Source organism: Pantoea stewartii (genome assembly GCF_011044475.1).
GTDB classification, from domain to species: Bacteria; Pseudomonadota; Gammaproteobacteria; order Enterobacterales; family Enterobacteriaceae; genus Pantoea; species Pantoea stewartii.
This window is the reverse complement of sequence record NZ_CP049116.1, coordinates 45,478-70,627: the sequence shown is the minus strand read 5'-3', so window position 1 is coordinate 70,627 and position 25,150 is coordinate 45,478. Positions and strand designations below refer to the sequence as shown.

General features: G+C 51.9%; 21 protein-coding genes. 14 read left to right on the top strand and 7 right to left on the bottom strand.

The genetic code is table 11. The annotated features are described in order from the left end of the window. Positions 1-193: 193 nt before the first annotated feature. The 7 genes from arnB to arnF are packed head-to-tail and all read left to right on the top strand — an operon-like array spanning position 194 to position 7,547. Positions 194-1,330 (top strand): UDP-4-amino-4-deoxy-L-arabinose aminotransferase, encoded by a 1,137-nt coding sequence (gene arnB / locus G5574_RS21790; protein WP_110268486.1) that lies wholly within the window; start codon positions 194-196, stop codon positions 1,328-1,330. Continuing rightward, positions 1,331-2,311 carry an undecaprenyl-phosphate 4-deoxy-4-formamido-L-arabinose transferase gene (arnC, locus tag G5574_RS21785; RefSeq protein ID WP_033742463.1) on the top strand — a complete coding sequence of 327 codons (981 nt, stop codon included), beginning with the start codon at positions 1,331-1,333 and terminating at the stop codon, positions 2,309-2,311. It abuts the gene before it with no gap. After that, positions 2,311-4,293: a bifunctional UDP-4-amino-4-deoxy-L-arabinose formyltransferase/UDP-glucuronic acid oxidase ArnA gene (gene arnA / locus G5574_RS21780; RefSeq protein WP_033742464.1), complete on the top strand. Its 1,983-nt coding sequence runs from the start codon at positions 2,311-2,313 to the stop codon at positions 4,291-4,293. The genes arnC and arnA overlap by 1 nt, the downstream gene beginning before the upstream one ends. Continuing rightward, a complete protein-coding gene (gene arnD, locus G5574_RS21775) occupies positions 4,290-5,183 on the top strand; it encodes a 4-deoxy-4-formamido-L-arabinose-phosphoundecaprenol deformylase (protein WP_039339451.1) in 894 nt (297 codons plus the stop codon). The genes arnA and arnD overlap by 4 nt, the downstream gene beginning before the upstream one ends. A 5-nt stretch (positions 5,184-5,188) precedes the next feature. Then, positions 5,189-6,847 (top strand): lipid IV(A) 4-amino-4-deoxy-L-arabinosyltransferase, encoded by a 1,659-nt coding sequence (gene arnT, locus G5574_RS21770; RefSeq protein ID WP_058708901.1) that lies wholly within the window; start codon positions 5,189-5,191, stop codon positions 6,845-6,847. A 2-nt stretch (positions 6,848-6,849) separates the two neighbouring features. After that, a complete protein-coding gene (gene arnE, locus G5574_RS21765; protein WP_164483294.1) occupies positions 6,850-7,173 on the top strand; it encodes a 4-amino-4-deoxy-L-arabinose-phosphoundecaprenol flippase subunit ArnE in 324 nt (107 codons plus the stop codon). Further along, entirely contained in the window at positions 7,170-7,547 is a 378-nt protein-coding gene (gene arnF / locus G5574_RS21760; RefSeq protein ID WP_039339445.1) for a 4-amino-4-deoxy-L-arabinose-phosphoundecaprenol flippase subunit ArnF, read from the top strand. Before arnE ends, arnF begins: the two co-directional genes overlap by 4 nt. Positions 7,548-7,675: 128 nt before the next feature. On the opposite strand, the gene G5574_RS21755 is transcribed toward arnF, so the two are convergent. Then, complete coding sequence (locus G5574_RS21755; protein ID WP_164483293.1) at positions 7,676-9,604, bottom strand: methyl-accepting chemotaxis protein; 1,929 nt, start codon at positions 9,602-9,604, stop codon at positions 7,676-7,678. 587 nt (positions 9,605-10,191) lie between these two features. On the opposite strand from G5574_RS21755, the gene G5574_RS21750 reads away from it, so the two are divergent. The 5 genes from G5574_RS21750 (at position 10,192) to G5574_RS21730 (ending at position 16,895) form a co-directional block, all read left to right on the top strand. Continuing rightward, complete coding sequence (locus tag G5574_RS21750; RefSeq protein WP_033742476.1) at positions 10,192-10,734, top strand: chorismate mutase; 543 nt, start codon at positions 10,192-10,194, stop codon at positions 10,732-10,734. Positions 10,735-11,271: 537 nt separating this feature from the next. Then, the gene (locus tag G5574_RS21745) at positions 11,272-12,507 is read left to right on the top strand and encodes a carbohydrate porin (RefSeq protein WP_244964703.1); all 1,236 of its coding nucleotides are present in this window, start codon (positions 11,272-11,274) and stop codon (positions 12,505-12,507) included. Between the two features lie 166 nt (positions 12,508-12,673). Then, complete coding sequence (gene licT / locus G5574_RS21740) at positions 12,674-13,507, top strand: BglG family transcription antiterminator LicT (protein WP_033742480.1); 834 nt, start codon at positions 12,674-12,676, stop codon at positions 13,505-13,507. A gap of 127 nt (positions 13,508-13,634) precedes the next feature. After that, positions 13,635-15,488, top strand: a complete 1,854-nt coding sequence (bglF, locus tag G5574_RS21735; protein ID WP_164483291.1) for a PTS beta-glucoside transporter subunit IIABC — start codon at positions 13,635-13,637, stop codon at positions 15,486-15,488. A 12-nt stretch (positions 15,489-15,500) separates the two neighbouring features. After that, complete coding sequence (locus G5574_RS21730) at positions 15,501-16,895, top strand: glycoside hydrolase family 1 protein (RefSeq protein WP_110268480.1); 1,395 nt, start codon at positions 15,501-15,503, stop codon at positions 16,893-16,895. Positions 16,896-17,196: 301 nt separating this feature from the next. On the opposite strand, the gene G5574_RS21725 is transcribed toward G5574_RS21730, so the two are convergent. The 3 genes from G5574_RS21725 to G5574_RS21715 form a co-directional block, all read right to left on the bottom strand. Beyond that, positions 17,197-17,982, bottom strand: coding sequence for an MBL fold metallo-hydrolase (locus G5574_RS21725; RefSeq protein WP_033742487.1), 786 nt, complete (start codon positions 17,980-17,982; stop codon positions 17,197-17,199). Positions 17,983-18,074: 92 nt separating this feature from the next. Beyond that, complete coding sequence (locus G5574_RS21720) at positions 18,075-18,578, bottom strand: GNAT family N-acetyltransferase (protein ID WP_033742488.1); 504 nt, start codon at positions 18,576-18,578, stop codon at positions 18,075-18,077. 3 nt (positions 18,579-18,581) lie between these two features. Then, a complete protein-coding gene (locus tag G5574_RS21715; RefSeq protein ID WP_226374665.1) occupies positions 18,582-18,800 on the bottom strand; it encodes a putative hemolysin in 219 nt (72 codons plus the stop codon). Between the two features lie 101 nt (positions 18,801-18,901). On the opposite strand from G5574_RS21715, the gene G5574_RS21710 reads away from it, so the two are divergent. Continuing rightward, the gene (locus G5574_RS21710) at positions 18,902-19,468 is read left to right on the top strand and encodes an NADPH-dependent FMN reductase (protein WP_033742489.1); all 567 of its coding nucleotides are present in this window, start codon (positions 18,902-18,904) and stop codon (positions 19,466-19,468) included. Between the two features lie 60 nt (positions 19,469-19,528). Here G5574_RS21710 and G5574_RS21705 read toward each other — a convergent pair whose 3' ends face one another. After that, a complete protein-coding gene (locus tag G5574_RS21705; RefSeq protein ID WP_006121927.1) occupies positions 19,529-20,464 on the bottom strand; it encodes a flagellin N-terminal helical domain-containing protein in 936 nt (311 codons plus the stop codon). Positions 20,465-21,155: 691 nt separating this feature from the next. Next, complete coding sequence (fliD, locus tag G5574_RS21700; protein ID WP_033742492.1) at positions 21,156-22,547, bottom strand: flagellar filament capping protein FliD; 1,392 nt, start codon at positions 22,545-22,547, stop codon at positions 21,156-21,158. An 834-nt stretch (positions 22,548-23,381) separates the two neighbouring features. Here fliD and G5574_RS21695 point away from each other — a divergent pair. After that, positions 23,382-23,606 carry a KTSC domain-containing protein gene (locus G5574_RS21695; protein WP_006121926.1) on the top strand — a complete coding sequence of 75 codons (225 nt, stop codon included), beginning with the start codon at positions 23,382-23,384 and terminating at the stop codon, positions 23,604-23,606. Positions 23,607-23,809: 203 nt separating this feature from the next. Here G5574_RS21695 and G5574_RS21690 read toward each other — a convergent pair whose 3' ends face one another. Then, positions 23,810-25,138, bottom strand: a complete 1,329-nt coding sequence (locus G5574_RS21690) for an NAD(P)/FAD-dependent oxidoreductase (protein ID WP_033742493.1) — start codon at positions 25,136-25,138, stop codon at positions 23,810-23,812. Between the last annotated feature and the right edge of the window lie 12 nt (positions 25,139-25,150).

Sequence of the window (25,150 nt, the reverse complement as noted above, 5' to 3'; positions counted from 1 at the left end):
TCATTTGGCATCGTTATGAAGTGAATATTTTTCTAATATTTGACTTCACGATCAGAGGTCAGTGTACTTTGCCTCTTTTCGCGGATTTTAACGGAAAAAAATGAGCATAAGATTACATTTTGGCTGTTTTCATATTTCAAACTTATCCTCTTTCTTCTGGAAAAAAGGCAAAACAGTTTAAGGACATTACTTAATGGCGTTTCTTCCGTTTTCTCGTCCTTCTTTAGGCGAGACTGAATTGTCTGCAGTGCGTGAGGTCTTTGCGTCTGGCTGGATTACGACCGGGCCGAAGTGTGCTGAACTTGAGCGTGCATTTTGCCAGTTAACCGGCAATCAACACGCTATTGCCGTCACGTCTGCTACTGCCGGTATGCACGTCATGTTAATGGCGTTGGGCATCAAAGCCGGTGATGAAGTCATCACACCTTCCCTGACCTGGGTTTCTACGTTAAATATCATCACGTTACTTGGCGCGACGCCGGTGATGATCGATGTGGATATCGATAATCTGATGGTGGCCCCTGAAGCTATCGAAGCGGCGATTACGCCGAAAACCAGGGCGATTATCCCTGTCCATTATGCGGGTGCGCCTGCGGATATGGACGCGATCTATGCTATCGGCCAACGCCATGGCATTCCGGTCATTGAAGATGCCGCGCATGCGGCCGGTACCCACTACAAAGGTAAACACGTGGGTGGCCAGGGGAATGCTATTTTTTCCTTCCATGCCATCAAAAACATGACCTGCGCAGAAGGTGGCCTGGTCGTCACCGACGACGCGGCTCTGGCCGATCGCATTCGCAGCCTGAAGTTTCATGGTCTGGGCGTCGACGCGTTTGATCGTCAAACACACGGTCGTCAGCCTCAGGCAGAAGTGATTATGCCGGGCTTTAAATACAATCTGCCGGATATCAGCGCGGCCATTGCGCTGGTTCAGCTGGAGAAGCTCCCCGAAATCAATCAGCGTCGCGCGGCGATAGCGCAACGTTACCTCGATGCCCTTAAAGATACGCCGTTTAAGCCTCTTGTTCCGCCCGCCTGGCAGCATCAGCACGCCTGGCATCTCTTCATTATTCGCGTTGATGAGCAGGCGTGCGGTATGACCCGTGATGCACTGATGCAGGCGCTGAAAGAGCAGGACATCGGCACGGGGCTGCATTTCCGTGCAGCGCATACGCACAAATATTACCGTGAGCATTATCCGCATTTATCGCTGCCTGCCACTGAGTGGAACAGCGAGCGTATTTGTTCCATTCCGTTGTTTCCCGACATGACTGACGATGACGTTGAACGCGTTATCAGCGCACTACGTGGACTGGCTGGGGTTTAAATGTTCGACGATAAAAAGATTGAAAAAGTATCGGTAGTCATCCCGGTTTACAATGAGCAGGAAAGCTTACCGGCATTGATTCAGCGTACCGATGATGCCTGTAAGAGCCTGAACCTGGACTATGAAATTCTGCTGGTCGACGACGGCAGCCAGGATGCGTCCGCGACGATGATCGCCGATGCAGCCTCACTGCCCGGCAGTCATATTGTCGCCGTTTTGCTCAACCGTAACTATGGTCAGCACTCCGCGATTATGGCGGGATTCAGCAATGTCAGCGGCGATCTCATCATCACGCTGGATGCCGATTTGCAAAACCCACCCGAAGAAATTCCCCGTCTGGTGGCCGCCGCTCAGGAAGGCTATGACGTTGTCGGCACGGTACGCCAGAATCGTCAGGACAGCTGGTTCCGTCGTCAGGCATCACGCACCATCAACCAGATGATCCAACGCGTGACCGGTAAATCGATGGGAGATTACGGTTGTATGCTGCGGGCTTATCGCCGTCACATTATCGATGCCATGCTTAACTGCCATGAGCGCAGCACGTTTATCCCGATCCTGGCTAACACCTTTGCGCGTCGTACGATTGAACTTCCGGTTACTCACGCAGAACGTGAACACGGCAGTTCGAAGTACAGCTTTATGCGCCTGATTAACCTGATGTACGACCTTGTCACCTGTCTCACAACCACACCACTACGCATGCTGAGTGTACTGGGCAGTCTGATTGCGATTGCAGGTTTTGCGTTCTCCGTGATCCTGATTCTGCTGCGGCTGTTTCTGGGCGCAGCCTGGGCTGGCGATGGTGTTTTTATGTTGTTTGCCGTCCTGTTTATCTTTATCGGCGCGCAATTTATCGGCATGGGACTGCTGGGTGAATACATTGGTCGTATCTACAACGATGTACGTGCCCGTCCACGCTATTTTATTCAACGTGTTATCAATCCTCAGAAAGACCGTTCTGTACAGGAAACCGAGTAATGAAAACTATCGTCTTCGCTTATCACGACATGGGTTGTGCGGGCATCAATGCGCTGTTGAAAGCAGGCTTCACTATCAGCGCCATCTACACCCATGCCGACACGGCGTCAGAAAATCACTTTTTTGGCTCAGTGGCGCGAATTGCGGCTGAAAATTCAATCCCGGTTTATGCTCCGGATGAGGTTAACCATCCGCTGTGGATCGATCGCATTAAATCAGCAGAACCTGATGTTATTTTCTCCTTCTACTACCGCAACCTGTTGTGTGACGACATTCTGAACTGCGCGAAGCAGGGCGCTTTTAACCTGCACGGTTCACTGCTGCCAAAATACCGCGGTCGTGCGCCATTAAACTGGGCGCTGGTGAATGGCGAAACGGAAACCGGTGTGACCTTACACCGCATGGTGAAAAAAGCCGATGCGGGTGAAATCATCGCGCAACAGCGCATCGCCATTGCTGAAGAAGACAACGCGTTAACGCTGCACCGCAAACTGGTTGACTGCGCCAGTAAGCTGCTGGAAAGCACCTTGCCCGCGATGAAACAGGGCAATATCGTCGGCAAGCCGCAAAACGAAGCGGAAGCCACGGTTGTGGGTCGCAGAACACCAGAAGATGGTCGCATCAACTGGAGCCTGCCTGCTAAGCAAATCAATAATCTGGTCCGTGCCGTTACCGATCCATGGCCGGGCGCGTTTGCGTTTGCCGGCACCACAAAGTTTGTGGTCTGGAAAGCCAAAGTTTTAACGACCGCGCACAACGCTCGTCCGGGAACCGTGCTGTCAGCCGATCCGTTTGTCGTGGCTTGTGGTGAAGGCGCGCTGGAAATCCAGACGGGGCAAACCCCGAACAGCGTTTACATGAACGGTGTTCAGCTGGCGCAACATCTGGGCATGGTAAATGGCGCACTGCTGTATTCTCAGGCTGTGGCCGCCGTGAAGCGTCGCACCCGCGTGTTGATCCTGGGTGTTAACGGCTTTATTGGTAACCATCTGACCGAGCGCCTGCTGCAGGACGACAACTTCGAAGTGTTTGGCCTGGATATTGGTTCCGACGCGATCAGCCGCTTTGTTGGTCATCCGCGCTTCCAGTTTGTTGAAGGCGATATCAGCATTCACTCAGAGTGGATCGAATACCACATTAAAAAATGTGACGTCATTCTGCCGTTGGTCGCTATCGCCACGCCGATTGAGTATACCCGCAACCCGCTGCGTGTCTTTGAGCTGGATTTTGAAGAAAACCTCAAAATTGTTCGCGACTGTGTGAAGTACGGCAAACGTATCATTTTCCCGTCAACGTCCGAAGTGTATGGGATGTGTACCGACAGCAACTTTGATGAAGACCACTCGAACCTGGTCGTCGGTCCGATTAACAAACAGCGCTGGATCTACTCGGTTTCCAAGCAGCTGTTAGACCGGGTTATCTGGGCTTACGGTGAAAAAGAAGGGCTGCGCTTCACCCTGTTCCGTCCGTTTAACTGGATGGGTCCGCGCCTGGACAACCTCAATGCCGCGCGCATCGGAAGTTCGCGTGCCATTACCCAGTTGATTTTAAACCTGGTGGAAGGTTCGCCTATCAAGCTGTTTGATGGTGGCCGTCAGAAGCGCTGCTTTACAGATATCAGTGATGGTGTTGAAGCCCTGTTCAGAATTATTGAAAACAAAAACAATAACTGCGACGGGCAGATCATTAACATCGGTAATCCAGACAACGAAGCGAGTATCAAAGAGCTGGCAGAACGTCTGCTGGAGAGCTTTGAGCGTCACCCGCTGCGTGCCAGCTTCCCGCCGTTTGCCGGTTTCCGTGAAGTGGAAAGCAGCAGCTATTATGGCAAGGGCTATCAGGATGTTGAGCACCGTAAGCCTTCAATCCGTAATGCAAAACGCCTGCTGGGCTGGACACCTGAAGTGCAAATGAATACGACCATCGATAACACTCTCGACTTCTTCCTGCGCACCGTTGAGCTTCAGGACGATAAGGCATGAGGAAAGTCGGTCTACGTGTCGATGTCGATACCTGGCGCGGGACAAAACTTGGCGTGCCCGCGCTGATTGAGGTCTTCAAGAAACACGATGTCCAGTCATCCTTTTTCTTCAGTGTCGGGCCTGACAACATGGGACGCCATTTATGGCGTCTGATGAAGCCGCGCTTTCTGTGGAAAATGCTGCGCTCACGCGCAGCATCGCTTTATGGCTGGGATATCCTGTTGGCCGGGACCGCCTGGCCAGGAAAACAGATTGGGGCAGGGATGCGCGATATTATCCGCATGACGGCCGATTACCATGAAGTTGGCCTGCACGCCTGGGATCACTTCGCCTGGCAAACGTGGGCAGGCGTCTGGAATGAAGAACAGCTTATTCAGCAGATTGCGAAAGGACGGGATGCGCTGGAGGCCATTATCGGCAAACCTGTCACCTGTTCCGCCGTGGCGGGCTGGCGCGCGGATGGTCGTGTTATTCAGGCCAAGCAAACATTTGGTTTTGCGTACAACAGCGATTGCCGCGGTACCGCGCCTTTTCGCCCACAGTTGAGAAATGGCGAGCCGGGTACGGTACAGATCCCCGTGACGTTACCCACCTGGGACGAAGTGGTCGGTCCCACGCTGAGTGCTGAACGGTTCAACGATTACATCCTGGAACAGATCCACGCCGATCAGGGCACCCCGGTGTATACCATCCATGCTGAAGTCGAAGGTATCAGTCAACTCAATGCGTTCGATACGTTGTTACAGCGTGCCCGCGAGCAGGGAATACAATTTTGCCCGCTGAGCGACCTCTTGCCTGACGACCTCGATACATTGCCTGTCGGCAAGGTTGTTCGTGGGCACATTGCTGGCCGGGAAGGCTGGTTGGGTTGTGAGAATTTAACAAGGTAAGCACCATGACTGCCACCAAAAAGACGGTACTACTGGTTTCACTTTTCGTTCTTTATTATTTACTTCCTCTGGAGTTCCGCAATCTCTGGCAGCCCGATGAAACGCGTTATGCCGAAATCAGCCGTGAAATGCTGCAAAACGGCAACTGGATTACGCCGCACTTCTTCGGTCTGCGTTATTTCGAAAAACCCATCGCCGGCTACTGGTTCAATACTGTTGGACAGGCCATTTTTGGTCACAATAACTTCGCCGTCAGGATTGGTTCGGTCTTTTCAACCCTGATGAGCGCCATCCTGATTTACTGGCTGGGTTGTCGCCTGTTTGCTCGCCGTACCGTTGCTCTCACGGCCAGCGTTATCTTTATGACCTCACTTCTGGTCTACGGTATTGGTACTTATGCCGTGCTGGATCCGATGCTGACGTTATGGATGGTTGCGGCGATGTGCAGCTACTGGTTCGCCAGCGAAGCGCAAAATGTGCGGCAACGTATCCTCCGTTATCTGATTTTGGGCTTAGCCTGCGGCATGGGCTTTATGACCAAAGGTTTCCTTGCCCTGGCGGTTCCTGTACTGGCGATCCTTCCATGGGCGATCTGGAACCAGCGTTTTCGGGAACTGGTTATTTATGGCCCACTGGCGATTGTCAGTGCGGCAGCCATCAGTGCACCCTGGGCGATTGCCATTCAGCAGCAGCAACCTGATTTCTGGCATTACTTTTTCTGGGTTGAGCATATCCAGCGTTTTGCCGAAGACAACGCACAGCATAAGGCACCTTTCTGGTACTACCTGCCAGTGCTGATTGCCGGCGCGCTGCCCTGGCTGGCGTTGTTACCGGGCGCACTGCGTTCAGGCTGGACCCAACGCCAGCAGTCCTCAGGTGGTGTTTATCTGTTGAGCTGGGTCGTGATCCCCTTGGTGTTTTTCAGCATTGCGAAAGGGAAACTGCCGACGTATATCCTGCCTTGCTTTGCGCCGCTGGCGCTGCTGATGGCGGACTATGCCTGGCGTAAAGTGGGTGAGAACACGCGCGTCTTTAAAGTCAACGCCTGGATCAATATCCTGTTTGGCGCGATCTGTGTGGTTACGTTGCTGGTCGTGCTGGCACCCTGGGGATTAAGCCATCGTCCGCTCTATGGCGCACATCAGCTGGTTGCACTCATTATGGCCGTGATCGCGTTTGCGGGCTGGGCTGTCGCGGGGGCTTTCAGCCTGAAATCGCCACAACGCAACTGGCTGGCCGCCGCGCTTTGCCCTTTGGCGCTGGCGCTCTGTGTCGGTTCGGCAATTCCGGAAAGCGTTGAAAATACTAAGCAACCCCAGGTCTTCATCCGCAGTATTGAAAACAGCCTGGCGAACAGCCGCTATATCTTAAGTGATAATTCCGGCGTGTCGTCAGCCATCGCCTGGACGCTGAAACGCAGCGATATCATTGCCTACAGTCAAAAGGGCGAGCTGCAGTATGGTCTTAGCTATCCCGATGCCCAGTCTGCCTATGTCAGCAGCGAGGATTTCCCGCAATGGCTTCAGGCGCACCGTAAGCAGGGCAATGTCTCGTTGATCATGATGCTGGAACGCGGTGAAGCGACACCCACAGATTTACCGCCAGCGGATGCGGTCTATCGCAACGGTCGGATGCTGTTACTGCAATACAATGCGGCTAACTGATCGTGAGTTTATTATTGGTGCTGCTGACCAGTTTACTCACCTGCGCAGGTCAGCTCTGTCAGAAACAGGCGGCACGGCAAACAAACAGGGCTAACCTGGCCGGCTGGCTGCTGGCCAGTCTTATCATGTTAGCGCTGGGGATGGTGGCCTGGTTGCTGGTGTTGCAGCGTTTGCCGGTAAGCCTGGCCTACCCGATGCTGAGTATTAACTTTATTCTGGTTGGCCTGGCCGCACGGTTTATCTGGCGTGAAAAAATGACGCCTCTGCAATGGGCTGGCACGGTACTGATTGTCGCAGGCGTCGCCCTGATAGGGAGCTACGCATGAAGGGTTATTTGCTGGCCTTATGCAGCGTTTTGCTGGTGACACTCGCTCAGTTAATGCTGCGCTGGGCGATGCTTCAGTTGCCCAGTTTGCAGGCCGTGTTGATCCAGCATCCCGTGAACTGGCTGCCGCTGCTGATTCTGTGTGGCGGACTGACTGCTTACGCCTGTTCGATGGTGAGCTGGTTTCTGGCACTGCGCCATCTGCCGCTCAGCCGGGCCTATCCGTTGCTGAGTATCAGCTATGTACTGGTCTGGTTGATGGCAATCAGTCTGCCGCTGTTCGCTGAGCCTTTTCATACAGGCGCGATGGTCGGCGTCATGTTGGTGCTGGCAGGATTACTCTGTATGTGTATTAAGCCGCACAAAACCGACTGAAATGACCAGACCGGAACCGGCATCGTTACAAAGCAGGGCAACAAAATCAGTTCAGGATACGTGTTGCACCGCTCTTTTCAGCCAACCACAGTGACGCCGGCAGCTTGCCGGCGTCACTGTTTCCGGTATCAGAACGTTTCCCAGTTGGCTTCAGTTACGCTGGACTGGCGTGCAGACACCACGACTTTAGGTGCCGCGGACGATATAGCCTGACTGGCCACCACACTTTTCTTGTTACTGGGTACCCGGAATACAGCAACCGTTTTTTCCAGCGCTTCTGCCTGCGATTCCAGTGAGCTGGCAGCGGCTGAGGACTCTTCAACCAGCGCGGCGTTTTGTTGCGTCGTGGTATCCATCTCTGTCATCGCCTGGGCGATCTGCGATATGCCACGATTCTGCTCATCCGAGGCTGCCGCGATTTCGCTCATAATATCTTTAACCTGGGTCACCGACAGCACGATCTCGTCCATTGTCGTTCCCGCCTGATCCACCAGGGTCGAACCTTCATTGACGCGATTCAGTGAATCGCGGATCAGCGTCTCAATTTCCTTAGCCGCAACAGCGCTGCGCTGCGCCAGGTTTCTGACTTCGCCAGCGACAACGGCAAAACCACGCCCTTGTTCGCCGGCACGGGCCGCCTCCACGGCAGCGTTCAGGGCCAGAATATTCGTCTGGAAGGAAATACCGTTAATGACACTGATAATTTCGCCAATCTTACCTGAACTGGTCGTAATGCCTTGCATGGTGGTGACAACGCTTCGGATGATCTCACCGCCGCGTCCGGCATTGGCAGAAGCTTCTGTAGCGAGTTGGCTGGCGTGATGCGCGTTTTCCGCATTCTGTTTCACGGTGGAGGTTAACTCTTCCATACTGGCCGCAGTTTGCACCACGGCGGCAGACTGTTGCTCGGTCCGGGAAGACAGATCCATATTGCCGGCAGCGATCTCTGAAGAAGCGCGAGCCACGCCGTTCACGCCGTCGCGTACATGGGTAATGATGTTTTGCAGGCTGTCGTTCATCACGCTGACGGCCTGCATCAATTGCCCCAGTTCATCACGACGAGCCGTGCACAGCGAGGCGGTCAAATCGCCTTCCGCTATGCGTTTGGCTACGCTGAGCGTTTCTTTCAACGGAACCGTAATGGAAAGCGTTATTCGCCAGGCGATCAGCAGACTAAGCAGCACACAAATCGCGGCGACAATCGCAATCTGCGTTTCCGCTTTGTGTAATGCATTTGCGGATTCGGACGCCTGGTAGTTAAAAAGCTCCGCAACGGACGTATTGAGTTTTCCGGCGGTGATGTTCAGTTGTTTCGACGCGGTTGTTTCTACCGCCACGGCTGACAGATAGTCAGTAAAGGCCTGCCTGAGCTGCGCCAAATCCGTTTTCTGCGTCGCCAGCACCGCCTGGATATCCGGGACAGACAGCGCGAGCAACTGTGCGCGCAACTGAGTAACGGTGGAAATGTTGTCGTTGATTTCACTTTTACTGGATTCGGTCGGTTTGTCGACAAAACGCTCTACATCACCGGCGATCTCTTTCAGTATCGATGCTAAGCGCAACACCTGAAGCATGGCCTCAGGCTGAGCGGGAATCGTGATACCATCAAGCCGCTGACCGACAGCCAGCAGATCATTGTTTTGAATGAGGGAGGCGGCAGCAAACGTTTTTTGCGAGGCATTATAAAAAACCTCGCGGTGCGTCTTGTAGTTTTCCAGTTCGTTTGCGGCAGTAGTAAGTGTGTTTTCGCCCTGACTGTCCCAGCTAAACGTCTTAAGTCTGTTTACCTGTGCTGTTAAATCGTTCAGCGCTTTTGCGTTAACCTGCGCATAGTGTTCGTCTTTCGTGTACTGATAAAGCAGCCGGCTGGTTCGTGCTTCACCGAGTGTGTTGACAAAATCGACAGTAATGTCCTGTTTTTGCGCATTCTCCTTAATGGTTTCAAAGCCTTTAAACGCTAACAGTGCGATGGTCAGGGTTGCAACTATCAGCACAACAAAACTGAGCCCCAGCTTTTTCCCCATTTTCATATCGGAAAACGTACGCGTAATAAACATAATTCCACCCTGATAGCCGGTAAGGGAAATAATTTGCAGCGAGAAACAGGCTTCTACTGCTTAATAAAACTTATCGACTGTCACGTTGAAAACTTTAAAGACGTTTTGAAATAAATCCTCACAAATAAGGAGATGATGCATTTTCATTGTTTTAAAAGGAAAATTTAAACTTTAAGCGTCATTAATAAAGCTCATGATAATTAGCTTGCGAATAATCAGAGGCGAGTTCTGTCTGACGTTTTTTATCTTTAATGGCGATATGAGAATAAAAAGTTTACTGTTTCAAACTTCCATAAATTTATAATTTTATAATTATATTCAATGCTTTAATTAGTGAGTTGATTGATTTTCCACTGATTATCCGCTCAACTTGTTGACTAAATATTAACATTGAAGCGGCGCGGTTAGGGTGGCCATAATGATAGTGTATGTATTCTAATGATTTATGACCTTCAACCCTGAGTGTGTTTATAATTTGTATTAGTTAATTACAGAGATTAACTAATGTTTCACAGACACTTCATTATTGAGAGGTGCGTTTAATATGATTAATCTTTTTCAACTATTTGGAAACAGGCTAACCAAACATGCAATATATGACCTTTCTGCTGGCCGCCCTTATTTTTAGCGGCTCCGCTGCTGCTGCGCCTGCAGCATCTCAACCTGTCTCTCTGCTCTCACGCGCACTGCATGAAAGAATGCTGCTGATGAAAGACGTCGCAGCGTTCAAAAAAGTGCATAACAAGCCGGTTGAAGACCTGACCAGGGAAAAGGATGTGCTGGCAGAAGCGCAGGAAAAATCGGCTCAGGCCGGGCTGGATCCCCAATCTGTTACCGTCTTCTTTCAGGCGTTAATGGATGCCAGCAAAGCGATTCAGTATCGCTACATGGCGGACTGGCTGGCCAAACCTCAGTCGGTCCCACCGGCTAAAGATCTGGCTGAGTTGAGAAAGCAAATCAATCAGTTAGATGAACAAATTCTGCAAGCGATTCATCAGCAACTGTCGCAGAGCAGTTTTTCGAAAGGCGATTTAACCTCTCTTCATCACCAACTGGATGTGCAACATCTGAGTGGGGATGATATTAATAACGTTTTACAGGGACTTGAGCAAATTAAACTAAAGCGGTAACGTGCCGCAAGCGCACACGCGTTAAATAACGAACGACTTCTCATTATATCTGCATTGCAACATCACGCCCGTCCTGTCAGGCGGGCGATGCTGTTTTCACTTCCTGGCTGTTCTGCCGGAAATCCCCTTTTGATACGCGCAGGTAATGCACTCATTCTGCTCGGCGTACGACTGTTTCTTCCGACAAAACTGCTACCTGAATCACATACGTAGCCAATACATGCTTCCTGAAAACCTTACAGATGATAAGGTTTTTGGCGACTGAATTCAGGATTGTTACTGGTCGACAGGCAAAACCTGAACGCGATATGGGATAACCCATTAAGCGTTCAGGTTTTTTTTGGCCTGAAGAACAGGCAACACCCTAACAAACTGAACATTCCCCATTTTCACATATGTATGTTTATCAGGATGTAAAGAAAGATGATAAATGCTCGCTACAAGCAGTATGTACTCGCGCTTTTGCTGGTTTCACCGCTATCAGTTGGCCAGGAATGGAATGGTACGGTATTAGGTTTTGACGCTTCTCCCGCTCCCATGCTGGGCGATATGTTGGGTATTCGTAACATCCTTAATGATAACGGTTTTACCTACAATCTGGGTTATCTGAACGAAATCGGCTGGAATGCTGGCGGGGGCTACCATCAAGACTCGCATGTGGCTTATATCGATCAGTTTGCGTTGACCTTCACTCAGGATTTGGCGCGCTGGACAGGTATTCCCGATGCACGAATTGAGGGGAATATCGTCAATCGTAACCACAATGATGACCTCACCACCAGACGCGTGCAGGATCCGCGAGTGAATATCAACGACCTGACGCAGGAAAGCTGGGGCGGCCAGTCCATTACCCGTTTGGGCTGGCTGACCTTTGCGCGCAGTTTTGACGATCGCCGCATCACCTGGCGAATCGGGATGATGAATAAAGTCCAGACCTTCGATCAGATCATTCCCTGTGACTTCCAGCTACTTTCCCAGTGCGGCGGCAAGTCGGCTAACGCGCTCACCTGGCATAACTGGAACGTCCACACCTGGGGCACAACGCTGTCGTATAACGTGACGCCGGCCCTCACATTAAAGGGGGGAGTGATGGAGCAGAACCCGGATGCCTCCAGCCGTCATCATGCCTGGAGCGGGTCGACGAAGGGCAGCAAAGGCATATTACTTCCGGTTGAAATTGAAGCGCGCCCGATGATCAATCATCTTCCCGGAGCGTATAACCTGGGCGTGGTATTCACCAATGCGCCACAAACGGATCTTTATCACGGAAGATCGGGTGGGGCAGGGGCAACAGACCCAGAAGGTTATACACAACGCAATCGTACCTGGTTTGTGTACGCCGGAATGAATCAGCAACTCACGCAGCATAAGGACGATTCGAATCGTGGGTTAAGTGCCTCCGCCAGCATGAGCCTTGCCGACCAGCGTACCAATTATATTCATCAGGTTTATGCCGCCTCAGTGCGCTATCGGGGACTGTTTGACGCACGACCGGAAGACTGGATGGGTCTTGGTCTCAGCTGGATTGATATGAGCACTGGCTATGCCCGAAATCAGCGCTATATGAATACACTTAGCGGGCTGAGTGATCATAACAATCCGATGTATCATCCGGTACCGGGCCATTCCCTGAACGGGGAGTTTTACTATCGCTTCCGTCCTCTGTCGTGGCTGGAGCTACAGCCGGGCATACAGTACTGGCACCATCCGGGCGGCGTATCGCACACGCAGGATGCCTGGGTCACCACGCTGAAAACCGCGGTAACTTTCTGACCCCACAGCAAAAGTACGATATGTGTCACGTTTTTTACGCATGATACGGATAGGTTGCAATTGAAACTGATAGAGTTCCCTCACTGGATTGTGACTGCTAAAAGCAGGCAAAACCTGATTTTCTGGCTTCTGCCGGATGTCAGGTTTTTTTGTTTCTGGGGTTCCGATGAAAATCGCCAAAATTCTTAATAACAATGTGGTGGTTGCTCTGGATGAGCGTGGGTCCGAACAGGTTGTCATGGGGCGTGGGCTGGCCTTTCAGAAGCGCGCAGGGGACACGCTGGAAACCGCACTGATTGAAAAGGTGTTTGCGCTGCAGAATGACGTGCTGGTGCGTCGGCTAGGGGAACTGCTGAGTCAGATCCCACTTGAGGTGATGACGACTTGTGATCAGATCATCAGGCTGGCAGGACAACGGCTGGGAAAGCTGCAGGATAGTTTGTATATCACCTTAACCGACCACTGCTACTTTGCGATTGAACGGCAAAAGAAAGGGCTGGCAATCAAAAATGTGTTGCTGTGGGAAATTAAACGTCTCTATCCCAGAGAATTTGGGCTGGGTCAGGAGGCGAGGGCCATTATTGCCCGACGTCTGCATGTCGATTTGGCCGAGGATGAGGCGGGATTTATTGCTCTGCATCTGGTTACGGCCCAGTTGGACAGTGAAATGCCTGAAGTGATGCATGTCACCAGGATCATGCAGGAGATCCTGCAACTGGTGAAGTATCAACTGCACCTGGAGTACGACGAAGAGTCGCTCAGCTATCAGCGTTTCGTTACTCATCTGAAGTTTTTTGCCCAGCGAATGCTGACCCGCACGGTGGTGCAGGATGACGATGTGTCTTTGCATGCAGCGGTCAAAGACAACTATGGCATGGCCTGGAAATGCGCCGGAAAAATCGCTCAGCACCTGAATAAAAACTATCAGCGCGAGCTGACAACCGAAGAAATCATGTTTCTCACCCTCCATATTGAGCGGGTGAGAAAAGAGGGGCGTTAAGCCTCAACACGGGATTGTTACTGCATTACGCAGGCAAAACCTGAGTGCGGCCTTCTGACGAAGGACGCCCTCAGGTTTTTTTTTAATTCAACAGGTGGCTACAGGCACCGGATGTAAGGAAAACGAGATGGAATACCAGGCTTTAGCGAAGGATATTCTCAGCCACGCTGGCGGAAAAGAGAACATCATCAGCCTTGTGCATTGCGCAACCCGGCTTCGTTTTAAACTGAAAGACAAGCAGAAAGCAGATGCCGAGGGGCTGAAGAACAACCCGGATGTGATTATGGTGGTAGAAAGCGGCGGCCAATTTCAGGTCGTCATTGGGAACCACGTCCATGACGTCTGGCAGGCGGTGCGCAACGAGGCCGGGCTGACTGATGACGCGCCTGTCGTGGAGGAAAAGGGCGACAAGGGCACCTTATCTGGCCGCCTGATCGACATTGTCTCCGGAATTTTTACGCCATTTATCGGCGTCCTGGCGGCCTCTGGTATCCTCAAAGGGTTACTGGCGCTGGCAGTGGTCTGCGGTTGGCTCACCACGGAAAGCGGCACCTATAAAATATGGTTCGCCGCCAGCGACGCGCTGTTTTTCTTTTTTCCATTAGTGCTGGGCTACACCGCTGGGAAAAAGTTCGGCGGTAATCCTTTTATCACCATGGTCATTGGCGGCGCGCTGACCCATCCGATCATGATCGCTGCGTTCAACGCCAGCCAGCAGCCGGATGCGGTGACCGAGGCGTTTCTCGGCATTCCGGTGACCTGGTTTAACTACAGCTCGTCCGTAATCCCGATTATTCTTGCCGCGTGGGTAAGCTGCTGGCTGGAAAGACTGAGTACGAAGCTGCTGCCATCCTCGATGAAAAATTTCTTCGCGCCGCTCATTTGCCTGGGCGTGACGGTCCCCCTGACTTTCCTGGTGATTGGCCCACTGGCAACCTGGCTCAGCCAGATGCTGGCAAACGGTTATCAGTGGATCTATGCACTGGCACCCTGGCTGGCGGGCGCGGCAATGGGCGCGCTCTGGCAGGTCTGCGTCATCTTTGGTCTGCACTGGGGGCTGGTACCGTTGATGATCAACAACGTGGCGGTGCTGGGCCACGACTCTATGTTGCCGATGCTGCTGCCTGCGGTCTTCGGTCAGGTGGGTGCGGCGTTAGGGGTCTTCCTGCGCACCCGCGATGCGCGTCAAAAAATGCTGGCCGGATCGTCCGTGACGGCAGGGATCTTCGGCATTACCGAACCCGCGGTCTATGGTGTCAATCTGCCGCTGCGCCGCCCCTTTATCTTTGGCTGCGTGGCGGGAGCTATCGGTGGAGCTATTGTTGGCTTCAGCGATACCCACGTTTATTCGTTTGGCTTTGCCAATATTTTTACCCTCGCCCAGATGATACCGCCGGGCGGCGTGGATGCCACGTTGTGGGGCGGCCTTTTCGGCACAATGGTGGCACTGGTCCTGAGTTGCGGTCTGACGTTGGTCGCCGGGATGCCAGCGCGCGCAACGCCTTACAGGCACGCATCAGCAGGCAAAAACACGGTGTTATCGCCGATGACCGGCACCGTTCTGGCACTTGACCAGGTGCCGGATACCACCTTCGCCAGCGGCCTGCTGGGCAGCGGTGCCGCTATCATTCCGTCTGATAACAACGTCGTTGCCCCTTTCACCGGCGTTGTTGCCTCGCTTTTTCAGACCAAACATGCCATTGGCCTGCTCAGCGACAGCGGCATTGAAGTATTGATTCACGTGGGCATCGACACCGTGAAGCTCAATGGCATCCCCTTTACCGCTCACGTGAAGGTAGGTGACAGCGTACAGCCGGGCGATCTGCTGCTGGAGTTTGATCGTCAGGCAATTATCGATGCCGGTTACGACCTGACGACCCCGATTATTATCAGCAACAGCGACGAATACCGCGAGGTAGCGACCGTGGCGGCAACATTCGCCAATGCCGGTGTACCGCTAATCTGCGTAAGCCATCAATAACAGGAGAACATAATGAAGACTTTCCCGGATGATTTTTTATGGGGTGGGGCGTTAGCCGCCAACCAAACAGAGGGCGCTTATCTGGACGATGGAAAAGGGCTGTCAACTTCTGACGTTCAGCCACAGGGGGTTTTTGGTCCGGTGGTAGAGCGCGTCGCGGGAGACAGCAGTATCAAGGATGTGGCTATCGACTTCTATCACCGCTATCCGGAAGACATCAAACTTTTTGCTGAAATGGGTTTTAAATGCCTGCGTGTTTCGATTGCCTGGACGCGTATTTTCCCGAACGGTGATGATCAGCAGCCAAACGAGGCAGGGCTGGCTTTTTACGACAGGCTGTTTGACGAGCTGGCCGCGCACGGTATCAAGCCGCTTGTCACGCTGTCACATTATGAAATGCCATGGGCGCTGGTAAAGCAGTACGGCGGCTGGGGAAGTCGTCAGACTATCGGTTTTTTTGAACGCTACGCCCGCACTGTGTTTGCGCGCTACAAAGAGAAGGTGAAGCTGTGGCTGACTTTCAACGAGATCAACATGTCCTTGCACGCGCCGCTGACTGGCGTTGGTCTGCCGGAAACCAGCAATAAAGGCGAAGTGTACCAGGCAATCCATCATCAACTGGTCGCCAGCGCGCTGGCGGTAAAAGCCTGTCATGACATTATTCCTGATGCCAGAATCGGCAATATGCTGTTGGGCGGCCTGGTATACCCGCTGACCTGCAAGCCAGAAGACGTGCTGGAAGCGCTACAGGAGAACCGCAGCTGGCAGTTCTTCGGTGACGTGCAGTGCCGCGGTGCCTACCCGGGCTATATGCTGCGCTTCTTCCGTGACAACGGTATTCAGATTGACATCACCGATGCCGACCGCGAGGCGCTGACATCAACGGTCGACTTTATCTCGTTCAGCTACTATATGACCGGCTGTGTCACCACCGATGAGGCGTTAAATCAGCAGGCACGGAGCAACATCCTGAGCATGGTGCCAAACCCGCATCTGGCAAGCTCCGAATGGGGCTGGCAGATAGATCCTGTCGGTCTGCGTACGCTGCTCAACGTGCTCTGGGATCGTTATCAGAAACCGCTGTTTATCGTGGAAAACGGCCTGGGTGCGAAGGATAAACCTGACGCGGACGGCGTAGTGCAGGATGACTACCGCATCAGCTACCTTAATGACCATTTAGTACAGGTGCGCGAGGCGATTGATGACGGTGTAGAGGTGATGGGCTATACCAGCTGGGGGCCCATCGATCTGGTCAGCGCCTCCAGAGCCGAGCTGTCCAAGCGCTATGGTTTTATTTATGTTGACCGCGATGACAATGGGAACGGCACGCTGGCGCGCAGCCGCAAGAAAAGTTTCTGGTGGTATAAAGAGGTTATCGCCACCAGTGGTGCATCGCTGGCACCCTGATCCCGCGCGAAAGGGTGAGTCAACTGAACTCGCCCTGACGTTCCTGTGCCGCTACAGACCGGAACGACGGTGCTCATGCGGCCCGCGCGCAGGCGTTGATGACGTTGTCGTTTTTGCTGAATGCGGCCAACAGATGAATCCGTTGATAGCGCCACTGACAGGGATCGTAGCGTAGATGATGAGGCGGCCTCATCGCCGTAAGGGTGAGTCATAAAGCCTGTCTGAGGTATATCGACGAATGAAAAACGTGGGTTAAGCGGGTGATGGCGTTGGCCGCTTAACCGTCCGTCACTGCTCTGTCTTACTGCAGGCAGTCTATATATTTTTGTGCTGAGCGGTTCACCACCTGCTTCGCGTCAGACGCAATATCGCGCCCTTCAAACGCACTATAAAGTCGATCAAAGGCAAAGGGGGTCAGACGCTCGGTTATTGTCCTGATGTTGTCCGCCGGTAAAGGCAGCATGTTGGGATAACTCCACATGAAGGACACAGCATTTGCCCCCGGCGCAACCTGAATAATATCGCCAGACAACAGGATGCCTTCATTTTTTGCCCAGTGCAGTACCGTGCCGCCCGCGAAGTGGCCACCCAGCCGCAACAAACTTATGTCAGGGAGAATAGTCAGGACATCGCCATCCCATAACTGCAGATGTGGGCTGTCACGCACAATCCATTCGCTGTCGCTGGCGTGGATATACAATGGCGCATCAAATATTGCTGCCCAGTCTTGCATGTTGCTGTAATAGTGGGGATGTGAAATCGCAATTGCGTCGATACCGCCCAGCGCACGAATGATATCGACGGTGGCGGCATCAAGGTTAGGTATGCAGTCCCACAGCACGTTGCCCTGTTGTCCTTTAATCAAAAACGCGCGCTGGCCGATGGCAAAATCAGGCACAGACTGCAGGCTAAACAATCCCGTTTCAGGTTGCTGCCATTTATTGCTGTGCGCGGCATGGAGCGCTTCACTGGATGTCCATTGTTGCCCTGAAGCCGGCACGTACTGACGTTCATCTTCGCAAATTATGCAGTGGGTTGTTTCCATCTGCGAGTAGGCGGTTCCGCATGTGACACAGATCTTTGTCATCCTGTTCTCCCCCGTTAATGTCTTAGATTCATTGTAGAATCTGCATCGGAAGCAGGTTTCCTTTTGTGCTATGCGCGGCGGTTTTGAGGTTGCTAACCCTGATGGCTATAGACAAAAAAATCTTCATCTTGCATAGCAAACTGTGCCACCGGGTACATGCCAAGGCGTTGATGGGCCTGAATTGAACGGCTGTTTTGCGCCTGAATAAATAACACAGGTGCGCCCTGTTGATACTGGCACATGTGGTGATAAAGGCGTTTTAGTAATCCCTTTCCCCGTTCAGCCTCACTGATACAAACCGGGCCGTAGAGCCAACAGTGCCACCCCGGTGGCCACGCATGAAGCATCGCGTTAATCATCTCGGATTCGTGCTGAGTGGGAATGGCGCTAAATAATACGCCGGTAATCGCCTCATCGCGCTGGGCAACCACTGTCCTGGCACCGGCGCGACGCAGCATCCCTTCAACTTTATCGGCAGGAAAATCCCCATTCAGTGTGCCGCCGCGTCCGGCCGAGTTTGCCTGAAGCAAGGCTGTAATTCCGGCCAGATCGTGCAGGGTCGCCAGTCTGATAACCGAGCGGTCAGAATTCACCACAGCTTACCCCTTCGATTCGTCACGGCGGTACAAGGTCCATTCCTCGATATGTTCACCCGAAGGCAGGATACAGTAGCCCACTTCACCCGTTGGCGTTTTTACAATATCGCTTTTTCCGCCAACGGCCAGACAATGCTGTGAGGCAGGATTGGCGAGGCCTGATGTGCGGGTGCGATGATCCGGCGCACAGCCCACGACCAAAATTGATGTTAAAACCAACAAAAATTGCCGCATAACCACTCACTTTTAATCCGTCAGAAACGCCATAGTATATTCCAGACGTGGCGTGAAAACGCACTTAGCCATCGAAAAGAGGAACGACAATGTCAGACAAGCCGTTAAAAATGGTTACCTTACTGGGCAGCCTGAGAAAAGGATCGTACAACGCGATGATTGCGCATGCGCTACCGCAACTGGCACCGCAGGGCGTGGTGGTAGAAGCGCTGCCGTCAATCCGGGATATTCCACTTTATGATGCGGATATCCAGCAGGAAGCAGGCATTCCAGATACCGTCACGGCGCTGGCTGAACAGATCCGCCAGGCTGATGGCGTCATTATCGTGACCCCTGAATACAACTACTCCGTTCCTGGCGGACTGAAAAATGCCATCGACTGGTTGTCTCGCGTGCCCAATCAGCCTTTAGCCGGTAAGCCCGTGGCGATTCAAACGAGTTCAATGGGTGCTATCGGTGGCGCTCGCTGTCAGTATCATCTGCGGCAGATTTTGGTTTTTCTGGATGCGATGGTGTTAAACAAACCGGAATTCATGGGGGGCGTTATCCAGAATAAAGTGGATGAGCAGGCCGGAGAGGTGATTGAACAGGGTACAAGAGAGCATCTGGCTAAGCAGTTAGCGGCATTTAGCGACTTCATTCGAAAGGTGAGCTGACAAACCGCCGCAGAGTGATAAGAACCACGCCTGTAACAGGCGTGGTTCCTGAATTGGCTCTTAACGCAGTAACGACAGCATCGTCTGTGGCACCTGGTTGGCCTGCGCCAGTACCGAGGAACCTGCCTGCTGGAGGATCTGAGCACGTGACATATTCGACACTTCCGTCGCGTAGTCCGCATCCTGAATACGGCTGCGGGCAGCAGTCAGGTTGGTGACGGTGTTGTTCAGGTTGCTGATGGTGGACTCAAAACGGTTCTGAGACGCACCCAACAGGCTACGCTGACTGTCAACGGCTTTAATCGCTTTATCAATATCTGCCAGCGGTGTGCTGCCAGATGCTGTACCGCCCGATCCACCGGTAACGGCACCTTTCAGTACGTCAAAGCCGATAGCCGCGGTGCTGCGGGCTGTACCATTCACTGTCTGACCGGTTGTTGAACTAGTGTTTTGCACATTACCAGAAGAGGCGTTACCTGCTGCGGCCAGGTCAAAACTGTCACTTGAACTGATGGTAATTCCGATCGTTTGGCCATCCTGCGCACCAACCTGGAAGTTGTAGGTGGTGCTGCCTGAACCGGTGTTCAGTACTTTGAGTCCGTTAAAGTCGGTCTGCTTGGTATCGCGGTCGATTTCCTGCATGCGCTGGTTAACTTCAGCCTGAATCGAATCGATATCCGAAGCAGAGTTGGAGCTGTTCTGCGCCTGAACGGTCAGATCGCGGACGCGCTGCAGGTTGTTGTTTATCTCATCCAGCGCACCTTCCGCTGTCTGAGACAATGAAATACCGTCGTTCGCGTTACGCGCAGCAACGGTCAGACCGTTGATGTTTGACGTAAAACGGTTTGCAATCGCTTCACCCGCGGCATCATCTTTTGCGCTGTTAATACGCAGGCCCGATGACAGACGTTCAATAGCGGTACCCAGAGAAGACTGAGACTTATCCAGGTTATTCTGAGTGATGAGCGACAGAACGTTAGTGTTAATCACTGACATGATAAATTCCTTCTAAGGAGAACGTATGATTTACGCATTATTATTATCGAAACGAAACCACAGAACTTTAATTAAAAAAACGCCAGATAAGATTAATTCGTGAATAGCAGAAGTGCCGTTTTAAGCGAAAGGAAACGCCTGCGGTATCCTTGTAAAAAAGAATTATTGCCACACATCAAATACAACCAAATTACTTAATTCCTTAACCTTAAAAACTTTTTGTTACAGCATTTAATATTAAATAGCACGGATAATTAAATATCAGAAAAAGTCCCTGATGCCAGGCGGTTGCCTTATTTTCTTCCTGTTTATGCATTGATAAGAAAACCTGTATTAAATCTGTCTAAAAAAACCCGCCAAGATATATCATTACTCCCGTGTAACACTTTGAAATAATGAAAGTTATGCGAAAATTGTTTTACGTCCTGGCGCAACGTGGTCAGAGAGGATGAGCGGTATTGCATTGCAAAGCAAGTGGGCAGGGTAGCACGGCCCAATCACTGCTGCTGGTTTCACAGAAACGGGAGAAATTAATCTAAACCTGTATTACGTATGACTCAGCTCTGAAAGAGAGTGGTAAAGCGTTACCGCTATTCAGAAACAGTAAAGCAGAACGATGAAGGGAAGATAATGACCAGACAGATATCTTTTACAAGATATCTGTCTGCAGAGTAATAAGATAAGGCGGCTATTACATTTTTGCGAATTGTGCAGCCAGATAGTTACCGGTCTGCGTCATAGAAGAAACCAGCGTACTCAGATTGGTAAATTCCGTTTTATACTGCGCCATAATCGTGGTGATTTGGTCGTTAACAGTATTGTATTGATCTGAGAGCTGCTTCAACGACGTATTAATCCCTGTTGTGGCGTTCGAAACGGTACCATTACTCGCCAGCATTTGGTTGAGATTATTCGTCACCTCTGTCGCAAAGCCGGTTGTCTTTCCATCGCCGGTCAGAAACGCTAAAACATCGGCGGGCTGATTCGTCAGCGCATTATTCAGTTTCGTACTGTCCACGGTCAGATCACCTTTATCATCCTGTGTAATGCCCAGTTGAGACAGCTCCTGAATATTACCCGACTGAGGATCAGAAAACTGACTGCGCAGGCTGGTCTGAATATTCATTAACGTGTTATCACCGAGCAGATCGCCATTGTCAGCACTCTGCGCCTGTCCGGCTTGTACAGGCGTATAGTTTGTTTGATCGGCAATGGTCTTTTGCAGCGAATTATACGCATCCACATACGTCTGAATTGCTGTCGACATCGGCGATGTATCTGACGCGATGGATAACGTTTCCGGCGAGCCGGTATTCACTTTATTTAAATTCAGGGTTACACCTTCCGGTGCATCCGTCACAATGTTGCTGCTGCGGGTAATTGATAAACCATTCACTTTTATCTGCGCATCCTGAGCGGCAACCTGTTCTGTCATACCATTATTACTGCCACCACTGCTGTAATTGACATACTGTGCCAACGTTGAGTCGTTGGTACTGACGGTCATTTCATTCGCCGTCCCGCTGTCACGTGCGGTCAGGGACAAATAATAGGTATTGTCGTTCGCCATAATAACGCTGGCGTTTACGCTGCCCTGTTGCTGGTTAATCGCGTCACGAATAGCAGTCAGGCTTGTCTGGTTCTGGTTTAACGTCACGGTCAGCGGGGATTTCTGTCCAGGCTGGCTGATCGTGATCGTGCGGGAAGCCATGCTGCTGTCGCCAAGCTGCGCTGTTTCACTACTGGCTGATTTAGAGAGCAGTGACTGTGACGCGGCCAACTGATCCACTTCAACGGAATAGTTTCCGGCAGCGGCATTGCTGGCAAGCGTGGCGGTAAACGCCGTATTCGTACTGGTGACCTTCGTGGTCGCTATGCTTGATGCGTTTTGCAAAGCCGCAGCGGCTGTCTGCAATTTTGACATTGAACTTTGTACCACGCCCCAGGCTGTCAGTTGCGCATTGTATGACGCCTGCTGTGTGGTAATTGGGGTCAACTGCGCTTCTTCAGCTGACTGTAAATTATCATATAACGTGTTGAGGTCGAGGTTAGTACCAGCGCCAAGTGAGCTTATGCTTGCCATTTTCTTGTCCTGATGAAGTGACACCAGACATGAAGATACAACGCATTAATCAGGCATTTTTCTGATTTTGCGCGTCGTTGCAAATCGGTTTATGGTCATTTCATGACCATCAATTTTTCGTTAAGCTGGTAAAAAAATGTTAACAGCAAAACAGATTGTCATTTTTTTTAGGTCTTTTTATTGAGTGTATTCGTAAACGGGCAAATTAACCCTTTGCTAATCATGAAATTAAATTGCAGTCGTGTTGGCGGTGTCGCTAAACCTGTGCACTTTGACAAGACAAGTACGGTCGTGCAGCTGAAACCTGCTGTGAATAAAACCCCCTGGCGTGACCAGAAGGAAATAGGGCGCTAACTCAAATTATTTCTTATTAAAAAATCATTAAATCCTAATCGATGCATTTGCCTTTTATCTTTCTTTTAGCCCTAAAGTTTTTATTTTTACGGTACTGCTCACTCAACAAAAAAGAATTTTAAAAATCGTTAACGCTTACGTTTGAAATATTTATTTACATCCCGCTGGTGAGGATAAATTGAGGGGACGGTTTCAGATAAGGTAGCACAACGATCTTGTCAGACGTCGTCAACGCCTTTCAGCTGTGGTTCTGGTTGGTGAAAAATCACTGCCACATTGCTCGTGTATATTAGCAGGACCAGCCTTTACTGAAGACGGGCTTGATCCGGTAAAAGCCATGTCAGCGCGCGGTGTCATCAATAACTGTTATTTGTCAGCGCATTGAAGGTTGCTCAACAATGGGGAAGTCTGTGATACATTGCCGCTCTGCCAGCGCGGCAATGATGCAGGCCTGGGCTTAACCGATACGGACTATCTTTCATGAAACGACACGATATTAACTCTTCTTTATTTCGCAGCGCAGGATTCGATCCCACTTCGGGTGTGCTCGAGCTTGAATATCGCAACGGAAGTTGCCGGCGCTGGCTGGCCGTTCCTGCCCGGGTTTACCAGGGATTTTGTGCCGCGGTGGATCCCGATAGTTTTTTCCGCGAAAGCATTGATAACCGTTACTTTTCTATGCATCACAAGCGGGATTCACAGTAACGGACACGCAGAAAAGGCCGCGCTGAGTCTGGAGGGTTGTGCGAAATCCCGCAGCCATATTCAGGTGCGGCTTGAGTAGGGCCGGGCAGGGGTTTTCACGTCGGATAAATCAGGCGGCGCTACAGCGCGAAAAACATGCCTGAGCGGGCTGCATTCGATAACGGCCATGCGCTGTTCGCATGGCCTGTCTGTTATCAGCGCGGTTACATCATTTGCGGTTGGCGAATCGCATTACCTTTCTCGAAGCGTGAGAGCCGGTAGGGCGTCAGGTCCGTATAAACGGGCTTATTCGTTAACATCTGTGCACACATCAGTCCCGCACCGGGTCCGATGGCAAAACCGTGGCCACTAAAGCCTGAGGCAATAAACATGCCGGGGAGCTGGCTCACCTGATCAATCACCGGCACCAAATCCGGTGTGGTATCAATCCAGCCGGCCCAGGCATAATCGACTTTGATGCCCTCCAGTTCGGGGAAGACGCGAATCAACTCGGCCAGGCCATCGTGAATGATGCGCTTGTCCGGCGTGGGATCAAGCACCCGGATCTTTTCAAACGGCGAGGGCCTGTCGGGCGACCAGCTTCCAGACGCTTCAGGACCAGAAAAGAATGAACCGTTCAGGCGGATTTTCAGTTTTTTAGCGACCTTGCTGCGGAACATGGGATAAAACTTCGCAGCATAACGGATGTTCTGCGGTGCTAAATCAATCTGGCCAAGGCCCGGAACGGCAACGGTGTAACTGCCGTCCAGACGGCGGCGAAGGCAAAGATTAGGCGTGCTCAGACAGCCTTTGACGACCTCAGGAGCGGCGGTTGTTTTAAATACCGTACCCAGAATATTGGCGGCAGGGAGTTCTACGCCATATTGTCTGCAGAAACGCGAACTCCACGCACCGCCGCAGCAAATTACCCGGCTGGCTTTAACCAGTCCGCGTTCTGTCCAGACGCCAGAAACACGGCCCGCGCTGATATCCAGTGCGCGCACCGCGCAACGCTGAAAAATGCTGGCTCCCAGCTTTTGCGCGCCTTTCGCAATGGCCGGTACCGCCTGCGACGGTTCTGCACGACCATCTGTCGGTGACCATACACCGCCTCGCCATGGAGTTTTGTCCCCAATGCGCTCCTGTGCTTCACGCGCGGAGAGCAACTGGCTGGTAAAGCCAATCTGTTTTGCCTGCTGTCCCCATTTTTCCCAGCGCGCCAGGTCAGCTTCATTTAGCGTGCCATAGAGGATACCGCTGCGCCTGAAGCCCAAATCCATCCCGATTTCACCACTCAGCTCATCCCAGCGCTGCAGGCTTCGCATCGCCATTGGTAACTCATGCAAATCACGGTTCTGTTGACGAACCCAGCCCCAGTTTCGGCCTGACTGTTCACCGGCAATCACACCTTTCTCAAACAGCGCAACAGAAACCCCCTGTTTCGCCAGTTCATATGCCGTTGACGTCCCCACAATCCCACCGCCTATCACAACAACATCAACAGAGGTGGGGAAGACGGAACTGTCACTGACGCTATCGACCTTAATTCGCATGGGTTAACCTTG